The following is a 22,175-nucleotide window of genomic DNA, read 5'->3' on the forward strand; positions in this document are numbered from 1 at the left end:
CACCATCACCAAGGCCAACACCCCGCTGAATGTGCTGGCCTCGCCGCCACCAACTCGGCGGGGGCTGCCTGGCACGGCAAGGGGCCTGCACCCTCAAGTGCAGGCCCCTTGCCGAGGGTCTTTGGACTGTCGGCCCCTCCTGGGGGTTTGTGTACGACGAGCCGAAAGACCCCGTTCGCCAAGCGAACGGCGGGAGCCACAGGAGACTCCCCTTCCACACCCAACAACGACCAGACACACCAAGTCGTCACGCAAAAAACGGGACGGGCCGGGCGGCTGACGACCGACCGAAACGGGCCCGCACCGGCGACGCCAACAACCACCAACCGGACGGCGGACGACGGACGACGACGGAGCCGGAGCGACAACCCGGTCGACAACCACCAGGACTGACCGGAACGCCCGCTCCGCGGATGACGCGCAGCAACCGGATCACCGACGCCAGGCGAACGCAGCCCAGTGACGCCCGCGGGCCGACGAGCAAGGAGGCGACCACCAGGCGAGCCGCCGGCGACCACCAGCTCCCCCGCGCCCCGCAGCCAAGAAGCCGAGCAGGAACCGCCAGCGGCCGGATGGCGAGTCAGGGCCGGCACACGGCGGGCGAAGACGGACCGCGGCCGGCGACTCGGAACGGCGCCGACCGACCGCGGCCCGCACACGGCGGTGAAGCCGAACACGAACTCGACCAGAACGATCCCGCGCCCGACGAGGAGGCCCAGCGACGAGCGCGGCGCCGCGGCCGCGGCAGGCGGGGCGACGGAGGCTGGCCCGGAACAGCCAGACCTCGCCTGCTCCACGGCCAGCAGCCGGCCCGGCCCGGGCAGCGCCGCCCCGGCCACGGGAGCGCGGATCCGCCCGAATCAGCAGGACGCCGACTGCGCTGAAGGTGCATCGGCCGCTTCGGGCCGAACCGCCCGAAGCGTCGAGCTGCTGACCTGGGCGAACGCGCACGGCGGGCGGCACCCGGAGAGTGGGTGCCGCAGGGACCGCCGCCGGTGTCCGCCCGGCGCGCCCTGGCCCTCCTCGGGGTCCTAGCCGCCGTACTGCTGGCCGCCCGACTGCTGGGGCAACTCACCCAGTAGGGAACCGATTTCGCCACCATCACCACTTCGAGCCAAGCACCGTAAAGCCGCTTTACATGTCAAGCCGCTTTACAGCATGCTCTGTGTATGAGCACCGCACGAGCCGACGCGATGGCCGCACTGCGCGACTGGTCAACCCCCGGACGCCGGGCGGCCCTTGTCGGGGCCGCATGGCTGGCCGGAGAAAACAACATCGTCGCGCTCGCCGAAGCCGCCCGCACGAGCCGACCGACCGTCTACGCCGACCTGCGCACGCAGGGCATCGTCCCGGAGCAACGACCCAAGGAGCACGACATGACCACACCCGTTGTCATCAACGGATTGACCGGCCTGGACCTGGAATCCGATGGCCGCATCATCCTCGACGCGACGCGCCGTTACGCCGCCGAGCACCCGGGCGGACGCGGCATCGTGGAGTTCGAGGGTAAATCCATCTACCTCCAGGCAGTCCTGCGCGTCTACAACACGCTGCGGCCCCTGCTTGTCGCCGAGGAGCGCGCCCGCGCGGACCGCGACCGCGCCCTCCACCTGGTTGAGGCCGGGTGGGAGGGGCTGACCAGCGCGGCGAACTGGCTGGGGGCACACCACGCCTACGTCGTCGCCGTCGACGAGGCCCGCACCGCGATCAGCGCGTGGGCCACTGCGGCGGCGGACGCCGCGGACGCCGAATGGTTCCGCGACGACGCTCAACTTGCCGTGTACGAGGAGCGCATCCTTGCGGCCGGCCACCCGCCCCTTAGGCGACTGCCCTCCCCCAACAGCGAGCGCGACGAGCTGCTCCGCCGGCTGGACGAGACCCACGCCCACCGTCGGACCCTGACCGCGCAGACCCTCGGACTCGCCACGGAGGCGGGCACCCGATGACCACCAACGACCGCTGGATCGACCGCTTCATCATCGACGACGGCCGCCACCTGCCCGAATTCGTCATCGTCGAGGATGCGTCCACCGCCGCCGGTGCCGCCCGGTACCAGGTCGCGTGCTCGTGCGGCAGGATGCCCAAGCACGCGGCAGGTACCCAGGACGAGGCGCTCGCCACGCACATGGCCCACGTGCAAACCAAGGTGGGCCCGAGCAAGGGGCCGAAGTGGCTGCCGGAAGGCGCCCGCGTCGCCCTCCTCGCGGCGGCCATGATGGTCGGGTGGGGGGCGTGCTACGCCGCTGGGAACATCGTCGTCGCCGACCAGGCACTCACCGGCGCCGCGGCTAAGACCGTCCTGGGCGGGGCGGTGCTCCTCGGGTTCACCCTCGACTTCGCGCTGATGGTCGCCACCCGCCGATACATCGCACCTACCCGAACCTGAACCCGCATTCCGCAGAGGAGAGGGGACTCACAACGAGGGCCGGAGACAGGGCTAGTGCCTCCGGCCCTCACTCTGAGGGTACGCGTGCCTCACTCCCACTTGCTGACCGAGCGGGGCTCAGCCTCTGGCTGGGCCCCGCTGCGTTTCTGCCGCCCTGACACCACGCGCCTTGTGCTGGAGGGGCCGGCCGAGGCTCGTAGCATCACGCCATGAGCACCACGCGCCGCCGGCCCCTCGGCCACGGCCCCCAACAGACCCACACCGCCGCCACGGTGGCCCGGGACGTCCAGCCTCATGTCCGCGCTGTAGAAGCCGACGTCGACCGGACACCGCTGCGGCTCGGCATCGGCCTAGACGACGAGCTCGCCCGCCTTCGCGACCGCGGCATCCTCGGCCCGCAGACGGCGCCGCACTGAGCGCCCTTTCGACCCGCTCTTCGCCATCTACCGCGGCAGAAGAGATGTCGGCGGCCAGGCAGCCCTGCCCATCGGCCCTGAGCTGCGTAGACAGCCCGCGCGCTCTAGGAGGGCTTCCTACCTTCGGCCCCACCTTCGAGACCACGATGCGCCCCAGCATCCCTCCGTCCTGGGATCCCACCTCCGGACCCCCGGGTACTGGCCAGGCTCAAGGCCGTCAACCTCTGAACCGACCGTCGTCTACCTGGCAGGTCCTCCACGCCGCGCGGCTGAAGACAGGCTCGGTGCCGTCCGCGATGCGGTGTAGGACGCCAGCCATCGACCTGCCGTCGGCGACGACGTCCAACGAGCGCGTCCACGGCACCGGCTGGCCGTCGCGGGGCACACTCGGGATCGTGCTCCCGGGCGAGTCCGTCCAGCCGAACCAGGCCGACCAGATCCCCGCGACAGCGGGGTCGAGCGTCGAACGCGTCGCCCACGGGTGGAGTGGGTCCGGGCCGAGCTGAATCGGCTGGTCGGGCAGGCGCAGCAGTGCGTCCGGGTAGCGCGAGGCGGGGCCCATGAAGGTGGGTTCCCTGATCACCCGCCGGTCGGCGAGCAGCGCGTCGAGTTGGTCGAGGACCGCGCGCCGTTCGGCGGTGCCGTACTCGCCGGCCGGGGCGGTGTAGAGGGCGTGGCCGTCGTGCATGGCGACGACGGCGACGGCCTGCTCGGCCGGCAGCGCGCCCGGTTCAACGTCGACTACCAGGAGCACGGCCCCGGTGTCGGCGACCAACTCGCGGGCCAGGACCTGGGCCTGCTCGTGCTGCTCCCACATCGTCACCACATACCGGCAGCCGTCGCAGTACCGGCCCTTGCCCAGCGGCTCCTCCCCCCGGACACCGCACCGCCGGCATTCGTGCTGGAGCCCGCGGGCACGGTCGAGGGCGGCGCGCTGCGCCGGTGTGCACGGCCGCTTCGCCACCGCGGCGGCCGTCTCGTACAGCGGGGCGTAGCAGTTGCCGTGGTAGAGCACCTGGCCCACCGGCTCGATGCCGGGGCCGGGTTTGAGGCCCTGACGGTCCAGCTGCGACTTGGTGTGCAGGCCGTCCGGGACCAGGTCCCAGCGGGTGTAGCGCGGCAGGCCCGGCAACGGCGGGACGGAACGGGGCATGACGACCTCCTGGCAACAGGCCGGGTACGACGCACCCGGCTCGATGACACGAAAAGTGACATAACCACGCAAACCATGTCAACAAGCTTGCGTGCGGCGGGAGTTGGGGCCGTGCGCTTAGATCCGCACCCGCGTACACGAGGCCAGCAATCACCCGTTCAGGGCACACGCCCCGCGCCAAGACACACCCGTCCTGCGTACTCGTGGCCGAACTCGGTCCAGGGCGGGGCCGGTCGTCGATACGGTCGGCTCCATGAGCGCGACATGGGGCCTGGGCGTCCTGCAAAGCGATGACGGTGACCGGTGGGCCCAGGTGGTCATCCAACCCGACGAGACCAGCGAGCACGCCGAGCTGGCGGTCCGGCTGAAGTCCGCCGGCTGCAAGCGGCTGAGCCGGCGGGAGTGGGACGGCGGGCTGTGGCCGCTGTCCAAGTGCTCGGTCACCGTCGAGGCCGGCCGCCTCACGCAGTTGCACACCGGCCGCTCCCGCATCCTGTGCTCCGAGCCCATGCCGGCCTCGACCCGATGGCAGGCAGCCGCCGAGCGCGGGCGCGTCCTCCTGGCGCTCGTGCAGCCCGGGACACTGAACGGCGTCCCGCTGGACGTCGACGTCGTCGCCGACGCCGCCGAGCCGTGGCCGGGGATGCTGGACGCGGTCAGCGCCGGCCGGCTACTGGGCGGGCTGGCGGAGGTGCGCACCAACGCAGAACCGTACGGACGACGCTGGTAGCCCCCTGCGCCGAACTCCAGCAAGACCACGCCCGGACCACAGCATCAGCCCTCTCCCTGGCTATCGCAGAGAGAGGTGTCGGCGCGCGAAAGCGGCTTGCCCACGGGGTCTGACCTGGGCAAACACGCGGATTCGCGAAAAGGGGGTGCCTACCTCCGGTAGTACCTCCGGTGCACCTGTGGGCCCCCCGCTGGGCGCAACGGTGGAGACAACCCTGGGCGCAACCCTCCCCGACAGCGTCAGCGCTTCCTGCGGACACCCCGCTTGATGATCCGCTCCCACCTCGCGGCCCACTGCGGGTCCGCCTCCCGGATCCGCTGCCACCGTTGCTCGCGCAGCACCGGCCAGTACTCCTCGGTGCGGCGCAGCGCGGCCAACAGCCGCTCGGGGGTGGTGGCGAAGGTGGGTGCGGCCCAGTCCTCCCAGGCGATCCACTCGTCACGGGCGTGGTCGTAGTGGGCGAGGGTGAGGCGGCCGCGGTGACCGGTGGTCTCCAGCTGCCGGTAGGTCTCCTCGGCCAGCCCGAGCGCCTTCGCCATCTGACCGCGGCTGCGACCGGTGAACACCCTGAGGTGGACCAGCCGCTCGTTCTCGATCGTGCACAGGTCCGCCGGCCCGACACCGAGCGCCGCCGCCAGCCGGGGCAGCACCTCCGGACGGGGCACACGGGCACCGGCGAGGTAGAGGTGCACCGCGCGTTCGCTCACGCCCACCTCCCGGGCGATCCGGGAGATCGAAGCCCCAGCCGCGGTGCGGGCAGCGCGCGCCTTCGCCGCGTCGAAGCCATACGGAGCGTTGCTCACACCCGTCTCCTACCCGCCGTCGTACATCAAGGTCCGTTCACCCTGAACAATCGGCACAGCACCCGGGCCTGTGGAGGTCCGTTCAGGGTGAACGGACCACACCAGACCGCCGTCATCACGGTGTCACGGACCCCCGAAGCCGCACGACCAGCTGTAACGGGGCCGGGCCCGGCGGTCTCGATCGACCCGGCCCGACCCCGTTACGGACCCGCGTGCGGATGCGGGGCAAGCCCTACGCCGCCCGGCAAGCCCCTCCAGGAGTGGCTGGGCAAGCCCCGGCCTGCCGGGGCAAGCCGGCTGGGCATGCCTCCGCGCGGCTAGAGCGTGTCCGACGGTCGGTGCCGAGCTATCGGACGTGCGGCACGGAGGCGAAGCGGGTACGACGCAGCGGCGGCCGCGGGGTGGCGGGGCTGGCCCTGTGGTGCAGGCCCCGGCGCGCCGTGATCAGGCGGTCAGGCCGTCAACTCCGTCGACGTCCCTGCCAGGCGACAGGTACTCCTGCAAAGCCCGCCGGCGCCATCGCCTCGCGCCTGCGGTGTAGTGCGCGTCGCGGGGGGTGTTCGCCATGTGGGCGGCGGTCAGCTCGTTCACCCAGTCGTCGACCTGGTGGTGGTTCTCCAGCACGTCCAGCGCTGTGCGCATCCGCAGCCGTTCGTCTCCTTCGACGGTCAGGCGCTTGTCGTTGAGGGCGTCCATGATGCAGATCTGCCCGACGCGCAGGAAGTCGCGGTACTTCTGCCCGCCGGCCTCGATGCGGGCGGCGGCTTGCTCGGTGGTGAGCGTGCCGCCGCTGCGGGCAGCGAGCGCGGCCGCCAGGTCGGCCGTCTCCTGGCGGTGCTTCTCGTCGTAGCGGGCGGTGCGCTCGGCGTACGGCTCGTCGGGGCGGCGGTCCATCAGCTCCCGTCCCTCCTGCGTCCAGTTGTGGTTCCAGGCGTCCGGGTGGCGCGGCCCCCACGTCTCGGCGAACGGGAACGGACCGCCGGTGCCGACACGCAGCAGGGCGGCGGCGATGCCCGCCGAGCCGCGGCCGCCGACGATCCAGCCGAGCGTCATCCACCCGCCGTCCTCGGACCAGACCCGCAGGTCGTAGGTCGGCGGGTGCTTCTCGCCCTGGAACCAGGTCGGCTCCGGAGTCGGCTCGTTGGAGGCCGGACGCCCCTCGGGCCAGGTATCGAACGGCAGGCGGGGCACCACCAACCGGTCCGGGGCGGCGTCGGCCCGGTGGACCCGCGCGGGCAGGGTGCCCAGGTCGGAGGTGACGTGCTCGTAGACCTCGGCGCGCAGGACGCCGCAGTCGCCGCCGGCCGGACGCTCCGGCACACTCAGCCGGTGGGCAACCGCCGTGTCCGCCAGGAGGACCGCCTTGTCGAGACGGTCGCACCAGGCCCGCGTCCACCAGCTCGGTGCGCCGCCGGAGTGGTCCTCGCCCACAACGCCATCCGGCACGCTGTAGACCCGCACCTCGTACGGCAGGTCCGGGCTCGGGCACACCGGATCGAGGGTGGCCGGGAAGGTGCCGGGCTGCTCCACCGACCAGCCGTTGTGGACGTAGCGCCAGAACGGCTGGTCGTTCGAGCACCAGACCACCGGCCACAGGGCGGCGACCTCCACCCGGCCGTCGTCCAAGCGGCGCGGCACGGGCACCCGCGTGCCCTTGGGCGCCACCCCGACGTCGCCGCGGACCTCGCGGATGACGACGCCGTCGGCGGCGGGCTCGGCGACGCCCCACCGCACGCCGTTGTCGCGCTGGACCATCGAGTGGCGGGCGTCCTCGTTCCAGATCACCGTGACGGGCACGATGCCGTGCTTGGCGACGACGTCGGACAGCGCGGCCACGACCAGGTCGTCCCACTCCGGGGACGCGGGATCGGGGGAGGCGCTGCGCAGCGCCTCGGTGTACTTCGCGCCCTCCCGGGCGGCGGCGCGGGCCCTCTTGCCCGCGGTGCTCTGCTTCTTCGGCGACATGCGTACTCCAGACCCAGCGGTCTCCCACGCTCCCGCCGGCCGTGTACGTCGGGGCCGATCCAGGACAGAGCAGTGCTTGAACTCGCGGGCCCCGAGAGACCTTGACCGGCGGTGTCCCGGGCGGCGTGGGCGCCGGGACGGCGGTGGACGGCAGTACGCGTCTAGCCGTACGGAAACGGTAGCGCCCACCACTGACAGGGCGCCAGGAAACAGCGAGTGACCCCGTGAACAGCCACGGGGCCACTGGTGAGGGAGATGACAGGACGCTAGGCCTGACCTGGGAGGGGCAAGGGATTGAAGAGCAGCGCGACTAGCCCTCGCCACCCAGTGCGCTGCGGTCCGGTCTTCGTAAGGGTGAGCATTCAGGATTTCGCTCACCAGCTCGCAATCAGAGGGCTACATGGCCGGGGTACCCGCCCTGACGCTGGGGATCTTCAACGCTTTCGCGCCCCGGGACGAGGCCCTGGCGGCGATGCGCGCGGACGGCGCAGCGCGCTACGAGGGCGAGGCGCCGTCGTCCTGACCCACGGTGCCTCGCCGAGGCCGTGACATCTGGGACATGACATGTGGGTGGCCCTGGCTTCAAGCCAGGGCCACCCACATGTCATGTCCCAGATGTTGTGCTCAGCGGCTAAGGGTTTCCTTCGGGAGCAGCCCCTCGTCGTCCATCCGGTTCAGGTGACGCTGGACAGTCCTTACACCGACGGTGTGGTGCTTGGCGAGGTCTGGTCCCGTGATGGGCTCACCGGCCGCAAGCGCGGAAAAGACCAGTTCGACAGTGCGTCGGTAGGTGGCGTCGCGCTCTTCTTCCTCCCGGTCCTCACGCTCTTCGCGCTCGCGGCGGGTCTCCACCGCGGAGGTGGGCTCGGTGTGCTGCTGGGCCGGAACGGTCGGTGCGGCGACGGCCTGGTCGACGGTGCTGAGGACGTCGGTGGTCATGGCGTACGGCTCGTCCCCGGCCGGTTCGGGAACGGTGTTCTTGCCCACGGGGAGGGCCGTGTGCTCGCCAGGGTTCTGCAGTTCTTTGCGGGGTGCTGGCCGGTCGTCCTGTCGGGTCGGGGGCAGGACGGGCTTGCTCATCTGCTGCATCAGGACGGTGTAGCGGCCGGGCTCCTCGCCGCCCCCTTGACCCTTGCCCTGGAAGCGGGCTTCGGCTTCGGCGAGGATCTCGGTGCGGGTCCGGAGCCGGATGTGCTTGGGCACCTGGCTCCACTTCTTGTCGGCGGTGAGTTCGGCCTTCTTGACCAGGAACTGCTCGTGGGCCCACATCGCTTGGTCCGGGGAGTCGATGTTGTGCAGGGCCATCAGACGCCAGCGCGAGAACGTGTCGCCGAAGTTCAGCAGCCACTCGACGGTGCGCAGGCTGGGCATGGGTGGCGGGACCAGGCCCATGTCCTCCAGTGCCTTTCGGCGTACGGAGTGCACGAGGTACTCGAAGCAGACAATGAACATTGCCACCGGTACCACGTGCGTCAACTGGCCCGCTAGATCGGTTGAGTTGGCACTGAAGTTGGTAATCAGAGTGGCGAGCGCTCCCAGGGCTACCAGTGTGCGCAGGATGGGGGCGCGGCGGCCCTTCCGGGCCTCGCGGATCACGTGCAGGCTCAGGATGATGATGCCGCCCTCGAAGGACAGCGGCACGATGTTCGACATCGTGTCGCCGAAGTGGCCCCGCTTCCTGGCGATCCCGCGGATCGTGTCGTAGGACGCGGTGAACCCCATGCCGATGAGGGCGTAGGTGCCGGCGGTGGTGGCCGTGGAGGTCGCCCAGTCCAGCCATTCGCCGGCGGTCCGGTTCTCGTTCGCCTCCTTGCGCCTCTCGCGGAGCACCTGCCACCGGTTTCCCCGTTGGTCGGCGGCGGGCGTCTCCTGGGCAGTGGGCGTCGTCACCTCGTCGTCCATCGCGCGTGTTCCTCCCTGACCTGGCGGGTCCTGACTGGGCGTTAGAGCTCTGCGATTCTCATGATACCAGCCAAGTCTCGCAAGTTTCGCTAAACTTGATGTCGCATCAGTTACACACGCTGGAACCCGCGAGTTGGCGCCGGTCAACCGGAAACGAGGACGCAATGGACGAAACGCTGAAAGCGGCTCTGAAGGCCTACTACCGGCTCTGGAAGGCCCTACAGGTAGCGGCCGCCGAGCCGCATCACCCAGAGACCGAGGACCGGCTGCGCAGCGTCGGCCGGGACGCTAACTCGCGGCTGCGGGAGGCGGGCCTGTTCGACGAGGACGGACGGCTCGACGAGAAACGCCTGACCACGCTGATGATCGCCCAGTTTCCCGACTACGACCCGTCTCTGTAACTGGCTGGCGTAGCCCGTCGCCGCCCGGCCCCGCTCGCCCCAGGCCGGACGGCGGCTGAGTGCGCCAGGCGATGTCGAGTCGGAGACGCAGCGCCCGGCCCCGGCATCTACACCTTCCGCTGTGCTGTCGTCGCCCGGGACTTCCGGGCGGCGTCCACGCTGTCCTGCAGAGCGGCCATCAGGTCCACGACTCCGCCCGGTGCCTCCGCCGGGGCGTGGGGCGGCTTGCTGCCGGCGAGCTTCGCCGTCACCACCGCGTCCAGGGCCTCTCGGTAGTGGTCGCGCTCCTGGTCGAGCCGGAAGTCCTCCGACAACGAGGCCATGAGCGTCTTGGCCATCTGCAGTTCCTGGCGCCGCGGCCGCGGCGCCGATTCGACCAGCCCCTGGGCGCTGCGAATCTCGTCCGGCCACAGCAACAGCTGCGCCACGAGCACCTCGTCGCGGACCTGGAGGATGGCCAGGCGCTCGCGGCCGCGCAACGCCATGCGGGCAATACCTACTTGGTGGCTGTCGGCCATCGCCTGCCGCAGGAGGTGATAGGGACGCACCCCCGCCCCCTTCACCCCGAGGTAGTACGGCCGGTCCAGGGCCAGTGGGTCGATCTGATCAGCGGGGACGAACCCCACCACCTCGATCGACCGCACTGTGGGCAGGGGCAGGTCAGCAAGGTCTTGGTCGGTCAGAACCGCGAGGCGTCCATCCGGCGACTCGTAGCCGCGGGCGATCTCCGCGTACGGGACTTCGACGCCCTCGGCTTCGCAGAATCGTCGCTGCCGAATTCGGCCGCCGTCCTTCGCGTGGACCTGATGCAGGGGAACGGCCCGGCGCTCCGTGGCTGCGTGGACGGTCACCGGGATCGACACCAGCCCGAACGTGATGTGCATGCGGGTGATTGGCATGTCTCCCATGCCACTCTCGGTACGACGTGATCGCATCCGCTGCGCAGTCATGGCGCATGGCGCGGCCCTTCGAGGAGCGATGAGGGTGCCGCGGCCGTTCATCGGCCGCGGCACCCTCATCGAGGCGCGGTGCGGTTACACCAGGGACGACACCCTGCGCATCAGGGCAGTGTCGCCCGGCAGGATTTCGCTGTCCTCTCCCCCGTCGGTATCCCGGTAGGTGATCTCCACCCACTCATCGCCCAGGGCTTCCTCGTCGTCCTCGTCTTCGTAGCCTTGTCCGAAGTGCAGGTCGAGGACCGTTACGAACTCGTCCCGGCCGGGCAGGCGGATCTGGTCGTCGACATCCAGGTCGTACAACCCCGCCTCCTCCTCGTTGTCCGTATCCGGCGCGGGTGCGGCGTTGGCGGCGTCGACTGCCTCCTGGAGCGTCGGTAGCGGGGTGCGGTCGACGGCGGGGACGGCGTGGTGTTCGGCTGTGCGCAGGTAGCCGAGGAATTCCAGGGGGTCGGCATTGGCATGTGCCTCGGCCTGGCGGGTCATGCGGGCGACGAGTTGGTCCCAGATCGTAGCGTCCTGGTCGTCGAAGTCGCCGGCGTCCTCCGGGGTCATCAGCCGCAGCACTTGGACGTGCTCGGGGCCGTGATCGCCGGTCGTGATGGCGCGCCCCTGGATGTTGGGCAGGTCGGCGCCCACCCGGGAGTCGCCCCACATCATGCGGGCGAGCTCGGAGGTGGTCTTGTCGAGAGAGATCCGCATCCGGAAGCTGTCTCGTGCCAGGCCGGTCAGGAACTCGGCATCCGGGCGCTGGATCCCCAAGACGAGGTGGATCTGGGCGGTCCGGGCCAGGACGGCCAGACGGCGCCACAGGGACATGCACGGGTGCTCGCGGCCCTTGAGGTCCTTGTTCGCGGCCTTCATTCCGGCCCAGATTTCGGCGATGGCCTCCTTGAAGACGTAGAACTCGTCAAGGATGAAGAGGATTTTCCCGAAGTCTCCCTTCCTGGCCCTGCGGCTGCGAATGTCAAAGTAGCGCCGCATCATCTCGTCGTGAGTCTTCGTGATGGCTGCGGCGATATGCGTGGGGTCGGTAAGGACCGTAACGCCTTCCAGGTTCTCGAAGTCCAGGTACTCGGTCATCTTCGGGTCGCAGAGAACGACCGGGATGCCCAGCACCCTCGCGGCGACGACGAGGTTGCGAATGAGGACCGTCTTTCCGCTGCCGGTGGGGCCGACGATCAGCGCGTGCGGGTTTTTGCTGCCCAGTTTCCACGAGACGATTTCTCGTGCCTCATTCACCGCGTAGGGAATAGTGAAGGGTTGCATTTTGTGCATGAGCGGGTAGCGGACGTTCGTTGGGAAGGGTGGGCGGAGTTCGAACGTCGCCCGGTCTTCCTGGAAGTTCCACACGTCGCGCCATTCACCGGGCAATTTGGAGTCGATTTGCATGGTGACGCGGGATCGGTAGTTCGCCGACAGGTCGCGTGTCGTCGTCGGGTACTTCACCTCGATGCGACACGGGGTGTCGCCGTCGAACTCGACGTCGGTGACGGTGGCGGCGACGCCCATGATCGCCTGGACGACGCCTGTCGTCCGCTGGCGCAGTCGCGCCTGCTCGGGGGTGTCGTTGACGGTGTCGTCGGTGATGGCGGTGTCGCTCTCGACGATGACGCCGGCCTTCGGTGTCGCGACGAGGAGGCAGTCCACGCGACGGCGGCGGGGGTCCCACGTCGCCGTGACGGTGGTGCCCGTGCGGGTCGCGACGATGTCGCGGACCTTGTCCCGGCTCGGCTTGTCGTTGTCGGCGAAGGTTGCCGGGTAGGCGATCCGGATCTTGGTCGGGAGGCCGTCGCTCCGCTCTTTGATCTTGATCTTGCCCTTGGGGTCGGGCCACTTCATCGCCGGCTCCAGGGCGGCGGTGAGGTCTCGTACGGGACGGTGGCGGCGGTGGATCCACAGCCACAGCAGGGCGCCTGGGGCGGCCACCGCGATGAGGGCGGCGAGGAGGGGGAGGCGCAGTTCTTCGGCGTGGAGCAGGCTGGTGGCGGCGTAGCCGATGAGGGCTAGGCCGGCCACGGTGGCGACGATGCTGGGCAGCGGGGAGCGGTCGCCCATGCCGGCAGAGGTGTCGGGTGGTGCCATGGGAGTCTCCTGTGGTGGTTACTGCTGGTGTGCGGTGTGCCCCTTCTCTCCGGGCTTGACAGTGGGTGTACGCTGATCCTGAACCGCACGAAGGAGGATCTGAGGAATCAGCGTCCCCTCACTGCCCGCCCTTCGAGGCGGGTTTTTTCGTTACGCGAGGTGTTCATCTCCGGCCGCCTCGGCTGGGGCCGACTGTTCGGTCTGCTGGGCCTTGCGGTTGCGGGCGCGCAGCTGGGCGCCCCGAGCGGCCCCTTCTGGCCCGGGACCCGAAGGCAGCCGGCCTTCGACGAGCGGGAAGGGGCGGCCCGCGTTGTAGGTCGCCTCCAGGCGCTCGACCTCCGCGGCGAGCAGATCGCGAACCATGGCCGAGACGGTCTGGTAGCCGTCGGCTCGGGTGTTGGTGTGCCATTGCGCTGAGCGGGCCCGGGCCATGAGGCTCGGCGTCAGCGTGAACGAGAAGTTCTTGCCTCGCTCGACCTTTGTCGCCGGCGCGGAGGCCTCGCCCCCTGACGCTGTCGCCGCGCCGTCGCCAGCGCCGGCTGAAGGGCGGCCGTCGCTCGGGGGGATGTCGCGAGAGGTCCGACCCTGTCGCGACACGGATGCGGGAGACGATGTCGCGGACGGCGGTGTCGCCTCCGCCCCCTGTGTCGCTGTGTCGCCATGTCGCTGTGGGTGTCGTGTCGCGTGTCGCTCGGTGTCGCCCGAGGTGTCGCTGCGGGGCCCGGTGTCGCGTCGCGTCGCGTCGCCGGGGGCGCCGGCCATGTCGCCGAGGACGACATCCACCGGATCCGCCTCGACGCGCGGGGTAATTCCTGCGGGCTGTCGTCGCGTTTTCCCGCGGCCCTGTCGCGTGCGAGTGGCACCCTCTCTTGAGTTGCCGGATGTCATTTTCCTTCTACCTTCTTCAGTAGGTCGTCATAGATTTTCTGGTACCTGTCCGCTACCTCTTCCAGGTCCGCTCCCCCGTACTCGCGGCATGGCGTGTGGTAGCTCTCGATTGCTTCACGGACTCTCGATCGTCGAGGAATCGGGGGTTCAATAAGTGCCTCTTTGAAAAGGGTTCGCATTTCCCCGAGCACCCTGACGGAATCCTTTGATGCGTCATATTCGGTAACGATTACGCCGGCGACTGACAATTCCGGGTTTCCTTTTTGCGTGACACGTGATGCTGTGTATCGCATTTCTTCGGCCCCTTGCGCTCCCCACACCGTGGCACGGGCGGCCACAAAGAGATACTCCATACCCAGAAGTCCGGTGGCCGATAGTTTTCCGATATCTCGCGGGAGGTCGATTATGACGTCGTCCACGATGCCTTCGAGCTCACCCGAGAGGCGGGCATTGCGTAGTGCGGAAATCCCTTCGGGGGTGATGTCGACAGCGCGGTTCCCCAGGTAGCGGTCGGCTGGTGCGACGAGGAGCCGCTCCCAGGCCGTCGGCACCAGGACCTCGGCCAGCGGCAGCGGCGCGGGACGCGGCTGGCCGCCGGTGGGTGCGAGCGAGGCGAGGGCGTCCTTGATCCCTACCGCTCGGGTGGTCGGTTCCACGACGTCCGTGGCGTTGCCCTGGGGGTCGAGCTCCAACAGGGCGACGCGGCGCCCGCGTTGAGTGGCCGCGTAGGCCAGTTCCAGGGCGCTGGTGGTGCATCCCGCGCCCCCCTTGCCTTTGCCGAGGCCGATCCACACGCCACCTATGCCCCACAATCTCCCCCTTTAGCTGCCGTTCGAGTTTCACGAGACATGGTAGTTCTCGCCTGTCCGCCCTCGGATACCCCATAACCGGGCCGTTTTCGTTGCCTTTTCAGCGCGGGATGGGCTTATGCTGGTACGCCAAGTCACCAGAAACTATGGTGACTTGAGAAACTAAAACATACTGGCAGGAAGGTAACGATGCGTCTCCTCACCCCCCGGGTGCGCAGCGCCCTCGAACACGTCAGCCCCGAGCGCCGCTTGCTGCGCCGCCCGCTGACCTCGACGTACAACTCCGTTGCGGCCGGCGCCGCGATGACCGGCGGCAGCGTCCAGCTCGCCGCCTTCGGTACCGGAGGCCTGGAGGGCTTCCTCAAGGGCGACGCCCTGCAGGTTGGCATCCTCGTCGCAGGCCTGGTCATCCTCTACGGCGCCAAGCGCAAGGACTGGTCCGGCACTCTCATGGTCGGCGGGATCGCCCTGGTCGGCATGGCCGTGATGGGCATGGCCACCAAGGGCATGAACATCGGCGACTTCCTCGCCGGCTGGATCTGGACCGACAGCAAGAGCTAGGCGGCCGACATGCGAATGACCACCGACGACGAGGTCTACGCCGTCGACGACGTCTTTCTGGGACCGCCCCGCGGCTCCCTCCCCTTCAGGGTGCGCTACAGGGCCTACGCCATCGGGGCCGCCCTCTACATCCTGATCCTGGCGCTGGAGATCTGGACCGGGGTCATCGGCGCCTGGAACGCGGTCTACGGACTGTTGGTCACCATCGGCCTCACCACAGCGGTCATGGAGCACATCAGCCACGAACGCACCGTCAAAGCCGCCGCCGCGACGTTCCTCCACGAGGTCGCCGCACCTCGCGGCCGCAAGAAGGGCCGGGGCCACACCACCCTGACCCTCGCCGGCGTGCGCCGTCGCGCCCGCCAGAACAACAGCTGACCCTCACCTCACCCCTGCGCAGAACACCACTGCGCCTGCCCAACACCGCAAGGGGAACCTTCGTGACCCAGCACCACACCACCACCAAACGCGCCGAACAGCGCCGCGGCCTGCTCGGCCGCCTCCTCACCACCACACACCACGACAAGACCGCGCGCCCCTACCTCTCCGGCCTCCAGCTGACCGACGTCATCGGCAACCTCGTCGTCTCCCGCACCGGCACGGTCACCGCTTGGTACGTGGCCGCACCGCAGCGCTGGAGCTTCCTGTCAAACGATGACCGCAACACCCTGCTGGTCACCCACGCCCAGCGCCTGGCCGATCTGACCGGCCGGCGCCTTCACCTGCGCATCACCCACCGCCCCTACCCTGTCGCGCGCTGGGCCCGCGCCCTCGACGAGTCCGTCATCCACCCCCTCCCGGGCTGGGACCGCTACCTGCACGAAGAGCAGCTGAAGGTCGCGCAGCTGCCGCTGGACAACAAGGTCGTCTACTACGGGGTGCGCATCGGCCGACTCTCCGGCCTGGGGCGGACGACAGCGAAGTACCTGCGCGCCTCCCAGCGGGAACTCGACGCCCTGGGCCGCGAACTGCAAGAGGTCGACTCCACCATGGGCGCCGCCGGCATGTCCGCGATCCCGGCCACGCCCGACGAGATGCACTGGCTGCTGGTCCGATCCCTGTCCCTGGGGCTGCCCGCTCCCCTGGACGTGCCCCCGCAGACGACCGATCACTGGCACACCGCCGACCTCGCCGAGTACACCGACGCCGCCGAGTGGCGCTCGCCCGAGCCGTACGGGCCGCACATCGAGGTCATCGGCACCCGGGACGGACGCCAACTGCGCCGGTACGTCTCGGTGCTGACGATGGGCCGGATGAGCCTGCCCGCGATCCCCGAGACCGGCCACGCCCCGTGGCTGCAGCGCCTGGACCGCCTGCCGTGTCCGTACGAGGTCAGCGCCACCTTCGAGGTGCGCGAAGGCGATGAGGTCAACAAGGAGATGCGCGACCAACTGCAGCGCATCTACCACCAGGTCCGCCACCACCAGGAGCACGGCGTCGACATCCCCCAGCAGCTGGCGCGCCAGCGTCAGCAGGGCCTGGACACCGAGGACGAAGTCAGGTCCGACGGCTTCGCAGGGGTCTCCACCCGTGTCCGCGGCTGGATCCGCATCGCGGTCGCCGGCACCACCCCCGAGCAGGTCCACGACCGCGCCCAGCGCGTCGAGCGGCTCTACAAGGGGCACATCCTGATTCACCACGGCGCCGACCAGTACCGCATGGCGCGGGAGTTCATCCCGTGCGAGCCCCTGGCGAACGACGCCTACCAGCGCCGCATGCCCGTCACCACCCTCGCCGGCGCGCTGCCCGCAGCCTCCGCGCTGGTGGGCGACCGGTCCGGCCCCAACTTGGGCTACACCTCCGGTGCCAGCCGCCGTGCGGTCATGTGGCACCCCTGGCGGTCGACCGAGGTTCACGAGCGGTCCGGCCTGACCGTCATCGTCGCCTCCCCCGGCGGTGGAAAGTCCACGCTGGCCGGCAAGATCGCCTACGACAGCGCACGAATGGGCGTGCCGTTCACCGTCCTGGACCCGTCCGGTCCGCTGGTGCGCCTGTGCCAGTTGCCCGAGCTTCGGCCGTTCTCTCGCGAGGTCGACCTGATGGCCGCGGAGCCCGGCACCCTCAACCCCTTCCGGATCATCCCGGACCCCCGGGCCGACCACTACACCCCCGACCTGCCGGCCTACCGTGACAAGCCCGACCCCAGGGAAGCCGCCGAACGGGCCTACCGCGCGGCCGTGCAGTCCGCGCAGGCCCAGCGCCGCACGCTGGCCGTGGACGTCCTACGGGGCCTGCTGGACTCCTCCCTGCGTTCCAGCGAGGCGACCAACAAGGCGCTGTTGATGGCGTCTCAGCGTGCCGACACCAGCGTGAACAGCTCGCCGTACGCCATCATCTCCGCCCTGCGGGCCATGGAGGGGTCGCTGGAGGAGCACGCCAAGCACCTCGCGGAGTTGCTCGAAGGCGCCGCCGAGCTGCCGCAGGGTCAGCTGATCTTTCCGCAGGTCGACGGGGGCGACGACACCTACCTCACCGAGCACCACCGCCTGGTGGTGATGAGCCTGCGAGGCCTGTCCCTGCCGACGGCGGGCGTCCCGAGCAACGAGTGGACGCTGGAGGAGCAGTACTCGATGCCGCTGCTGTACCTGGCCGGCTGGTACGCGCAGCGGACGATCTACCACCGCGAGATGAGCGAGCGGAAGGGCCTGTTCCTCGACGAGGCGTGGGCGCTGCTCAGTGTCAGCAGCGGCAGGGCCCTGGCGAAGAAGACCGGTCGCGACAGCCGCAAGCACAACTGCCGGTCGCTGGTTGCCTCGCAGGACGCCGGTGACCTGATCGCCGCGGACTTGGCGAACTGGATCGACAGCGTCTTCCTGGGGCGTACCACCAGTGCGGAGGCGCAGCGGGCGGCCCTGCAGTTGCTGGGGATCTCGCCGGGCAGCGGGTACGAGCGGGTGCTGGCGGAGTTGTCCCAGCCGCGCAGGGACAGCTCCGGTCAGCACAAGGCCGACCAGTTCGACCGCGAGTTCGTCTTCGCCGACGGGGTCAGCGGCATCGAGCGGATCCGGATCGCGCTGCAGCACCGCCCCTCGCTCCTTCAGGCGCTCAACACGACCGCGGCCCCGCTCGCGGCGAAGACCGCGGAGTCCAACCCGTGGATGTCCGACGACGTGCTGGACCTGGTCAAGGGCGGTGCCTGATGACGGCACTGACACTGCGAGCGAGTCGACGGCGTACGTGGTTCCTCGCCTTGGTCCTCGCCCTGGTCGGGTACCTCCTGGTCGGCCCGCAGGCCGGCGCCGCACGGGCGGACGACTGCGACAAGCTGCCCGACAACGTCAAGGGGTACTGCCAACGCGACCCCGCGCCCGGCACGGGGAAGGACCAGCCGGACCCGTGCCGGGGGCTGTCTGGGCCGGCGAAGGACGACTGTCGGCAGCAGAACGGCAAGACAGCTCCCCCGCCCCCGAAGCTCCCCACGCCCTGCGACCTGCTGACAGGCAAGGTCAAGGAGTTGTGTGAGACCCGCAGCAAGGGCACCCCGGACCTCGGCGGGCTGACGCCGGGCTGCCGCACGGCGCCCACGCCGGCCCTGCCGGACCGTGGCCCCGCCGCCTGGGCAGCGACGCCTCCCAAGACGGCGCCGGCGCCGATGGATCCGACCAAGCCGCAGGCGCAGGCCCACCTCTGGGAGCAGTACGGGGTGTCCGGTCTGGAGTGGCACACCTACGACCTGCAGTGCCAGGGCGTGTCCGGCATGGTCAGCGCTGCCGGGACCGAGTACGAGACGAAGATCGCCAACACGGTTCTCAACATGTCCAAGTGGTGGACGACCCTGGCGATCGGCCTTCAGAAGGAGGCGACCGGCGACGGGTTCCTGGGCAAGCTGAACGACGTCTTCGGCACGGCCACCCAGGCCGTCTCCAAGGCGGTCTACCAGCCGTGGATCGTGATCAGCCTGCTCGTCCTGGGCCTGGGCATCGTCTACCGAGCGCGGTCGCGGAACCTGCCGGACGTCGTCAAGGGCCTCGCCTGGGCCATGCTCGTCATGACGATCACGAGCCTGGCGTTCAACTACCCCCAGGAGGCGGGCAAGTTGGCGGACACTGCGCTGACGCAGACCGTCGGCCGGATCCAGCAGGGCGTCGCCGGGGACACCGACCACGGTGGAGACACCGCGACCAGCCAAGGCAACCTCCTGACCAGCGCGATCCTCTACCGGTCGTGGGCCGAGGGCACCTTCGGCTCCGCCGACTCCCAGACGGCCAAGAAGTACGGCGTGCAGCTGCTCGATGCGCAGAGCCTGACCTGGGCGGAGTCGCGGCTGCCGGCGGATGAGCGGGCCACGGTCATGCAGGCCAAGTCCAAGCGCTGGGAGGAGATCGCCTCCCAGATCAAGGACTCCGACCCGGACGCGTACAAGTACCTCACCGGTGAGGCCGATGGCCGCATGGGCGCCGCGATGAGCAGCGTCATCGGGGCGGTCCCGAGCAACTGGTACTCGTTCGCCTCCTCCATCGTGATCATCTGTGCGCGGCTGATCCTGAAGATGATCCTGGTGTTCTTGCCGGCCATCGCGCCGATCGCGCTGCACAAGCGGTTCAGCGGAACCCTGCAGACGCTGTTCAAGAGCGGTGCGGCGGCCCTGGTCAACGCGCCGCTGTTCGTGCTCGCCGCGGCGGTCGACACGCTGCTGATCAAGGTGCTGTTGGACTCCGACAACGGCATCAGCGGCTGGTTCGCGTTCGTTCTGATCTGGATCATCACGGTCATGCTGTGGGCGATCAGCCGGCCCTTCAGGCGCCTCAACTCCATGGTCAGCCCCAACAATGAGTGGTTCCAGGCGGGCACCGGCATCCTCGGCAAGGCGAAGGCGGCCGCGGCCGGCGGTGTCCTGGGGTACGCCAAGGGCAAGATGTCGGCCCGGCAGATCGGCCAGATGGTCAACGGCGGCCGTGGCGGCGCCACCGGGGCCGGCGCCGCCGGGAGTGCGGCGGAGGACGCCGTCGAGGAGACCCTGGTCGAGCGGAGCGTGCGGTACCCGGGTGAGACGGAGTGGACTGAGGAGCGGCCCTACCAGCCGCGCCCCGCCGCGCCGCAGCAGGATGAGGGCTACTGGGCCCCCAGCCGCGGTGAAGAGGGCGACGTGCCGTGGGTCTCCGAGCCCCAGGAGTCCGCAGGCGACGAGACGCCGCAGCAGCCGACCTACGTGCCGCAGGCCGGGCCCACAGCCGGTAGCGACGGCGGCGAGCAGCCAGAGACGGCCGAGGCGGGCACCACCGTGACAGCGGAGCCGTGGACGGCCCCGTCCTCGACTCCCGTCCCCGATGACCACGCCCTCGTCGGCGCGGCCGCGCCGGCAGCCGCGCTGCCGCCGGCCGGACCACGCGGGCCGGTTCCGCCGCAGGGCGGCGCGCCCCGCGCCGAGAGCGAGCCGCAGGCATCCCCCGGCCCCGTCGGCGAGGACCGGCCGGAACCGCGGGTGGCGCCGGCGGTGACCGAGCCCGACGGCAGCACCACGTTCGTGATCTACAGCCCGAGTGAAGGGTTCACCGCGCACCGGACCGGTGGCGGTGCGGAGGAGGGGAATCCTGATGCGTGAGCACATCCGTACGTGGCTGCGCTGGCCGCTCTACAGCCCCCAGCGCCTGGCCGCTGTCCTGATCGCCCTGGTGGTGGTGCTGTGTGTGATCAGTGCTCTCAACACCGGCAGTTCACCGAGCTCGGCCCCGGCCGGTGATGCTCAGCCCTCCCCCGCGGCGCCGGATGCCTCGGCCAGCCCGAGCATGGCTTCCTCGCCGTCGGCCGGCCCGAGCGCCTCGCCGGACCTGGACGGCGCGGTCGTCTTTGCCCGCGCCTTCGTCGCGGCCTGGGCATCCCACACCGAGTCCAAGCAGTGGTACGCCACGCTCGCGCCGAGCTGCACCGAGCGGCTGGCCACCAAGTTGGCGACCACCGACCCGTCGCGGATCAAGGCCACCAAGGTCGGGGGCGCGAAGGTCACCGACACCGGCGGAGGCGAGCTGACCTCGGCTGCGGTCGATACGGACGCGGGGCAGGTCAGCGTCGGCATGGTCTGGACGGGCAACGGCTGGCTGGTGCGTGACATCGAGCCGGGCGCCCAGGCTGTGGGGTAGGCCGTGGTGCTGAATGCGGCGTCCTCCCGGGCCGGCCGCAAGGTGGCTGCCGCCACGGCGGCAGCCATCCTGGGCACCGGCGCCTTCGTAGCCGTCTCCGTCGGGCAACTCCTCGCCCTGACGCCTGCGGCAGGCTCCATGACCGGAGTCAGCTGCCCCGCGGACGGCGTCGCGGTAGGCGAGGGCGATGGGCGCACCGGCCTGAACGCGGAGCAGATCAAGAACTCACAGGTGATCATCGCGGTGGGACAACAGATGCAGATACCGACACGAGGCCATGTGGTGGCCATCGCCGCCGCTCTCCAGGAGTCCGGCCTACGCAACGTCGCTGGCGGAGATCGGGACTCACTCGGGTTGTTCCAGATGCGGCCGTCGATGGGCTGGGGCACCCGCGAGCAGATCCTCACCCCCTCCTACTCCGCGCAGAAGTTCTTCACGGTGCTGCAGGGCGTATCCGGGTGGGAAGGGATGTCGATCACCGACGCAGCCCAGGCGGTCGAGCGCTCCGGTTTCCCGGACGCCTACGCCAAGCACGAGAAGCAGGCGGTGCAGATCGTCGCCTCGATCGGCAGAAGCACGGGGGCGGTGACCCAGGTCGACACCAGCGGATGTTCGCCGGCGGTCGCGACGCCGGCCGGGCCGACCGGCGAGGCGCTGCAGGTGATGCTGCAGCAGGTCGGGAAGCCGTACGTGTGGGGCGCTACGGGTCCGGACTCCTTCGACTGCTCGGGGCTGATCGTCTACGGCTGGCGGAAGGCCGGCTACGAGCTGACAGTCCGGACCAGCCAGCAGATGGCGGACGTGACCACGCCGGTGCCCAGCGGTGACGAGCAACCAGGAGACCTGATCTTCAGCGAGTTCGACCGACAAGCCGGTGTCTCCGGTCCGGCGCACGTCATGGTCGTGGTGAGCCCGGGACTGCTGGTGGAGGCGCCCAGGCCGGGTAAGGACGTGCGGGTGCGGCAGTACAACGCGCAGAAGGAGGGGCTGAGGTTCGGCCGGCTGACGAAGGGGGCGCTGACGGCCAAGAGCTGAGCCAGAAC

The 22,175-nt window shown here is 69.9% G+C and carries 20 protein-coding genes; 12 read left to right on the forward strand and 8 right to left on the reverse strand.

Annotated features, from left to right (window positions below; translation table 11 throughout):
- Positions 1 to 1,169 precede the first annotated feature (1,169 nt).
- From ABD385_RS34770 to ABD385_RS34780, 3 genes are all read left to right on the forward strand, one after another.
- The gene (locus ABD385_RS34770; RefSeq protein WP_344583462.1) at positions 1,170 to 1,946 is read left to right on the forward strand and encodes a hypothetical protein; all 777 of its coding nucleotides are present in this window, start codon (positions 1,170 to 1,172) and stop codon (positions 1,944 to 1,946) included.
- The gene (locus tag ABD385_RS34775; protein WP_344583463.1) at positions 1,943 to 2,386 is read left to right on the forward strand and encodes a hypothetical protein; all 444 of its coding nucleotides are present in this window, start codon (positions 1,943 to 1,945) and stop codon (positions 2,384 to 2,386) included. Before ABD385_RS34770 ends, ABD385_RS34775 begins: the two co-directional genes overlap by 4 nt.
- Before the next feature lie 209 nt (positions 2,387 to 2,595).
- A complete protein-coding gene (locus ABD385_RS34780; protein ID WP_344583465.1) occupies positions 2,596 to 2,802 on the forward strand; it encodes a hypothetical protein in 207 nt (68 codons plus the stop codon).
- A gap of 217 nt (positions 2,803 to 3,019) precedes the next feature.
- Here the strand turns inward: ABD385_RS34780 and ABD385_RS34785 are convergent, their stop codons facing one another.
- Positions 3,020 to 3,955 (reverse strand): hypothetical protein, encoded by a 936-nt coding sequence (locus ABD385_RS34785; RefSeq protein WP_344583467.1) that lies wholly within the window; start codon positions 3,953 to 3,955, stop codon positions 3,020 to 3,022.
- 253 nt (positions 3,956 to 4,208) lie between these two features.
- On the opposite strand from ABD385_RS34785, the gene ABD385_RS34790 reads away from it, so the two are divergent.
- Entirely contained in the window at positions 4,209 to 4,685 is a 477-nt protein-coding gene (locus tag ABD385_RS34790; protein ID WP_344583468.1) for a hypothetical protein, read from the forward strand.
- A gap of 239 nt (positions 4,686 to 4,924) precedes the next feature.
- Here ABD385_RS34790 and ABD385_RS34795 read toward each other — a convergent pair whose 3' ends face one another.
- Together ABD385_RS34795 and ABD385_RS34800 are read right to left on the reverse strand one after the other, a co-directional pair.
- Complete coding sequence (locus ABD385_RS34795; protein WP_344583469.1) at positions 4,925 to 5,488, reverse strand: helix-turn-helix domain-containing protein; 564 nt, start codon at positions 5,486 to 5,488, stop codon at positions 4,925 to 4,927.
- Between the two features lie 444 nt (positions 5,489 to 5,932).
- Positions 5,933 to 7,453 carry a hypothetical protein gene (locus ABD385_RS34800; protein WP_344583470.1) on the reverse strand — a complete coding sequence of 507 codons (1,521 nt, stop codon included), beginning with the start codon at positions 7,451 to 7,453 and terminating at the stop codon, positions 5,933 to 5,935.
- A 400-nt stretch (positions 7,454 to 7,853) separates the two neighbouring features.
- Here ABD385_RS34800 and ABD385_RS34805 point away from each other — a divergent pair, with 400 nt between their 5' ends.
- Positions 7,854 to 7,976 carry a hypothetical protein gene (locus ABD385_RS34805; protein ID WP_344583471.1) on the forward strand — a complete coding sequence of 41 codons (123 nt, stop codon included), beginning with the start codon at positions 7,854 to 7,856 and terminating at the stop codon, positions 7,974 to 7,976.
- 101 nt (positions 7,977 to 8,077) lie between these two features.
- Here the strand turns inward: ABD385_RS34805 and ABD385_RS34810 are convergent, their stop codons facing one another.
- Positions 8,078 to 9,355: a DUF2637 domain-containing protein gene (locus ABD385_RS34810; RefSeq protein WP_344583472.1), complete on the reverse strand. Its 1,278-nt coding sequence runs from the start codon at positions 9,353 to 9,355 to the stop codon at positions 8,078 to 8,080.
- Between the two features lie 164 nt (positions 9,356 to 9,519).
- On the opposite strand from ABD385_RS34810, the gene ABD385_RS34815 reads away from it, so the two are divergent.
- Positions 9,520 to 9,756 carry a hypothetical protein gene (locus tag ABD385_RS34815; protein ID WP_344583474.1) on the forward strand — a complete coding sequence of 79 codons (237 nt, stop codon included), beginning with the start codon at positions 9,520 to 9,522 and terminating at the stop codon, positions 9,754 to 9,756.
- 107 nt (positions 9,757 to 9,863) lie between these two features.
- Here the strand turns inward: ABD385_RS34815 and ku are convergent, their stop codons facing one another.
- From ku to ABD385_RS34835, 4 genes are all read right to left on the reverse strand, one after another.
- Positions 9,864 to 10,664: a non-homologous end joining protein Ku gene (ku, locus tag ABD385_RS34820; RefSeq protein WP_344583476.1), complete on the reverse strand. Its 801-nt coding sequence runs from the start codon at positions 10,662 to 10,664 to the stop codon at positions 9,864 to 9,866.
- Positions 10,665 to 10,790: 126 nt separating this feature from the next.
- Entirely contained in the window at positions 10,791 to 12,797 is a 2,007-nt protein-coding gene (locus ABD385_RS34825) for an FtsK/SpoIIIE domain-containing protein (protein WP_344583477.1), read from the reverse strand.
- A 150-nt stretch (positions 12,798 to 12,947) separates the two neighbouring features.
- Positions 12,948 to 13,160: a hypothetical protein gene (locus tag ABD385_RS41445; protein ID WP_425585546.1), complete on the reverse strand. Its 213-nt coding sequence runs from the start codon at positions 13,158 to 13,160 to the stop codon at positions 12,948 to 12,950.
- A gap of 521 nt (positions 13,161 to 13,681) precedes the next feature.
- On the reverse strand, positions 13,682 to 14,479 hold the full coding sequence (locus ABD385_RS34835; RefSeq protein WP_344583480.1) for a ParA family protein: 798 nt from the start codon (positions 14,477 to 14,479) through the stop codon (positions 13,682 to 13,684).
- A 204-nt stretch (positions 14,480 to 14,683) separates the two neighbouring features.
- On the opposite strand from ABD385_RS34835, the gene ABD385_RS34840 reads away from it, so the two are divergent.
- The 6 genes from ABD385_RS34840 (at position 14,684) to ABD385_RS34865 (ending at position 22,167) form a co-directional block, all read left to right on the forward strand.
- Positions 14,684 to 15,055 (forward strand): hypothetical protein, encoded by a 372-nt coding sequence (locus ABD385_RS34840; protein WP_344583481.1) that lies wholly within the window; start codon positions 14,684 to 14,686, stop codon positions 15,053 to 15,055.
- Between the two features lie 9 nt (positions 15,056 to 15,064).
- On the forward strand, positions 15,065 to 15,433 hold the full coding sequence (locus ABD385_RS34845) for a hypothetical protein (RefSeq protein ID WP_344583483.1): 369 nt from the start codon (positions 15,065 to 15,067) through the stop codon (positions 15,431 to 15,433).
- 62 nt (positions 15,434 to 15,495) lie between these two features.
- Positions 15,496 to 18,195, forward strand: coding sequence for an ATP-binding protein (locus ABD385_RS34850; protein ID WP_344583485.1), 2,700 nt, complete (start codon positions 15,496 to 15,498; stop codon positions 18,193 to 18,195).
- Positions 18,195 to 20,597, forward strand: a complete 2,403-nt coding sequence (locus tag ABD385_RS34855; protein WP_344583487.1) for a hypothetical protein — start codon at positions 18,195 to 18,197, stop codon at positions 20,595 to 20,597. Before ABD385_RS34850 ends, ABD385_RS34855 begins: the two co-directional genes overlap by 1 nt.
- Complete coding sequence (locus ABD385_RS34860) at positions 20,590 to 21,132, forward strand: hypothetical protein (RefSeq protein ID WP_344583488.1); 543 nt, start codon at positions 20,590 to 20,592, stop codon at positions 21,130 to 21,132. Before ABD385_RS34855 ends, ABD385_RS34860 begins: the two co-directional genes overlap by 8 nt.
- Positions 21,133 to 21,135: 3 nt before the next feature.
- On the forward strand, positions 21,136 to 22,167 hold the full coding sequence (locus ABD385_RS34865; protein WP_344583489.1) for a C40 family peptidase: 1,032 nt from the start codon (positions 21,136 to 21,138) through the stop codon (positions 22,165 to 22,167).
- Positions 22,168 to 22,175: the final 8 nt, after the last annotated feature.

The organism is Streptomyces lunalinharesii (assembly GCF_039532155.1).
GTDB lineage: Bacteria > Actinomycetota > Actinomycetes > Streptomycetales > Streptomycetaceae > Streptomyces > Streptomyces lunalinharesii.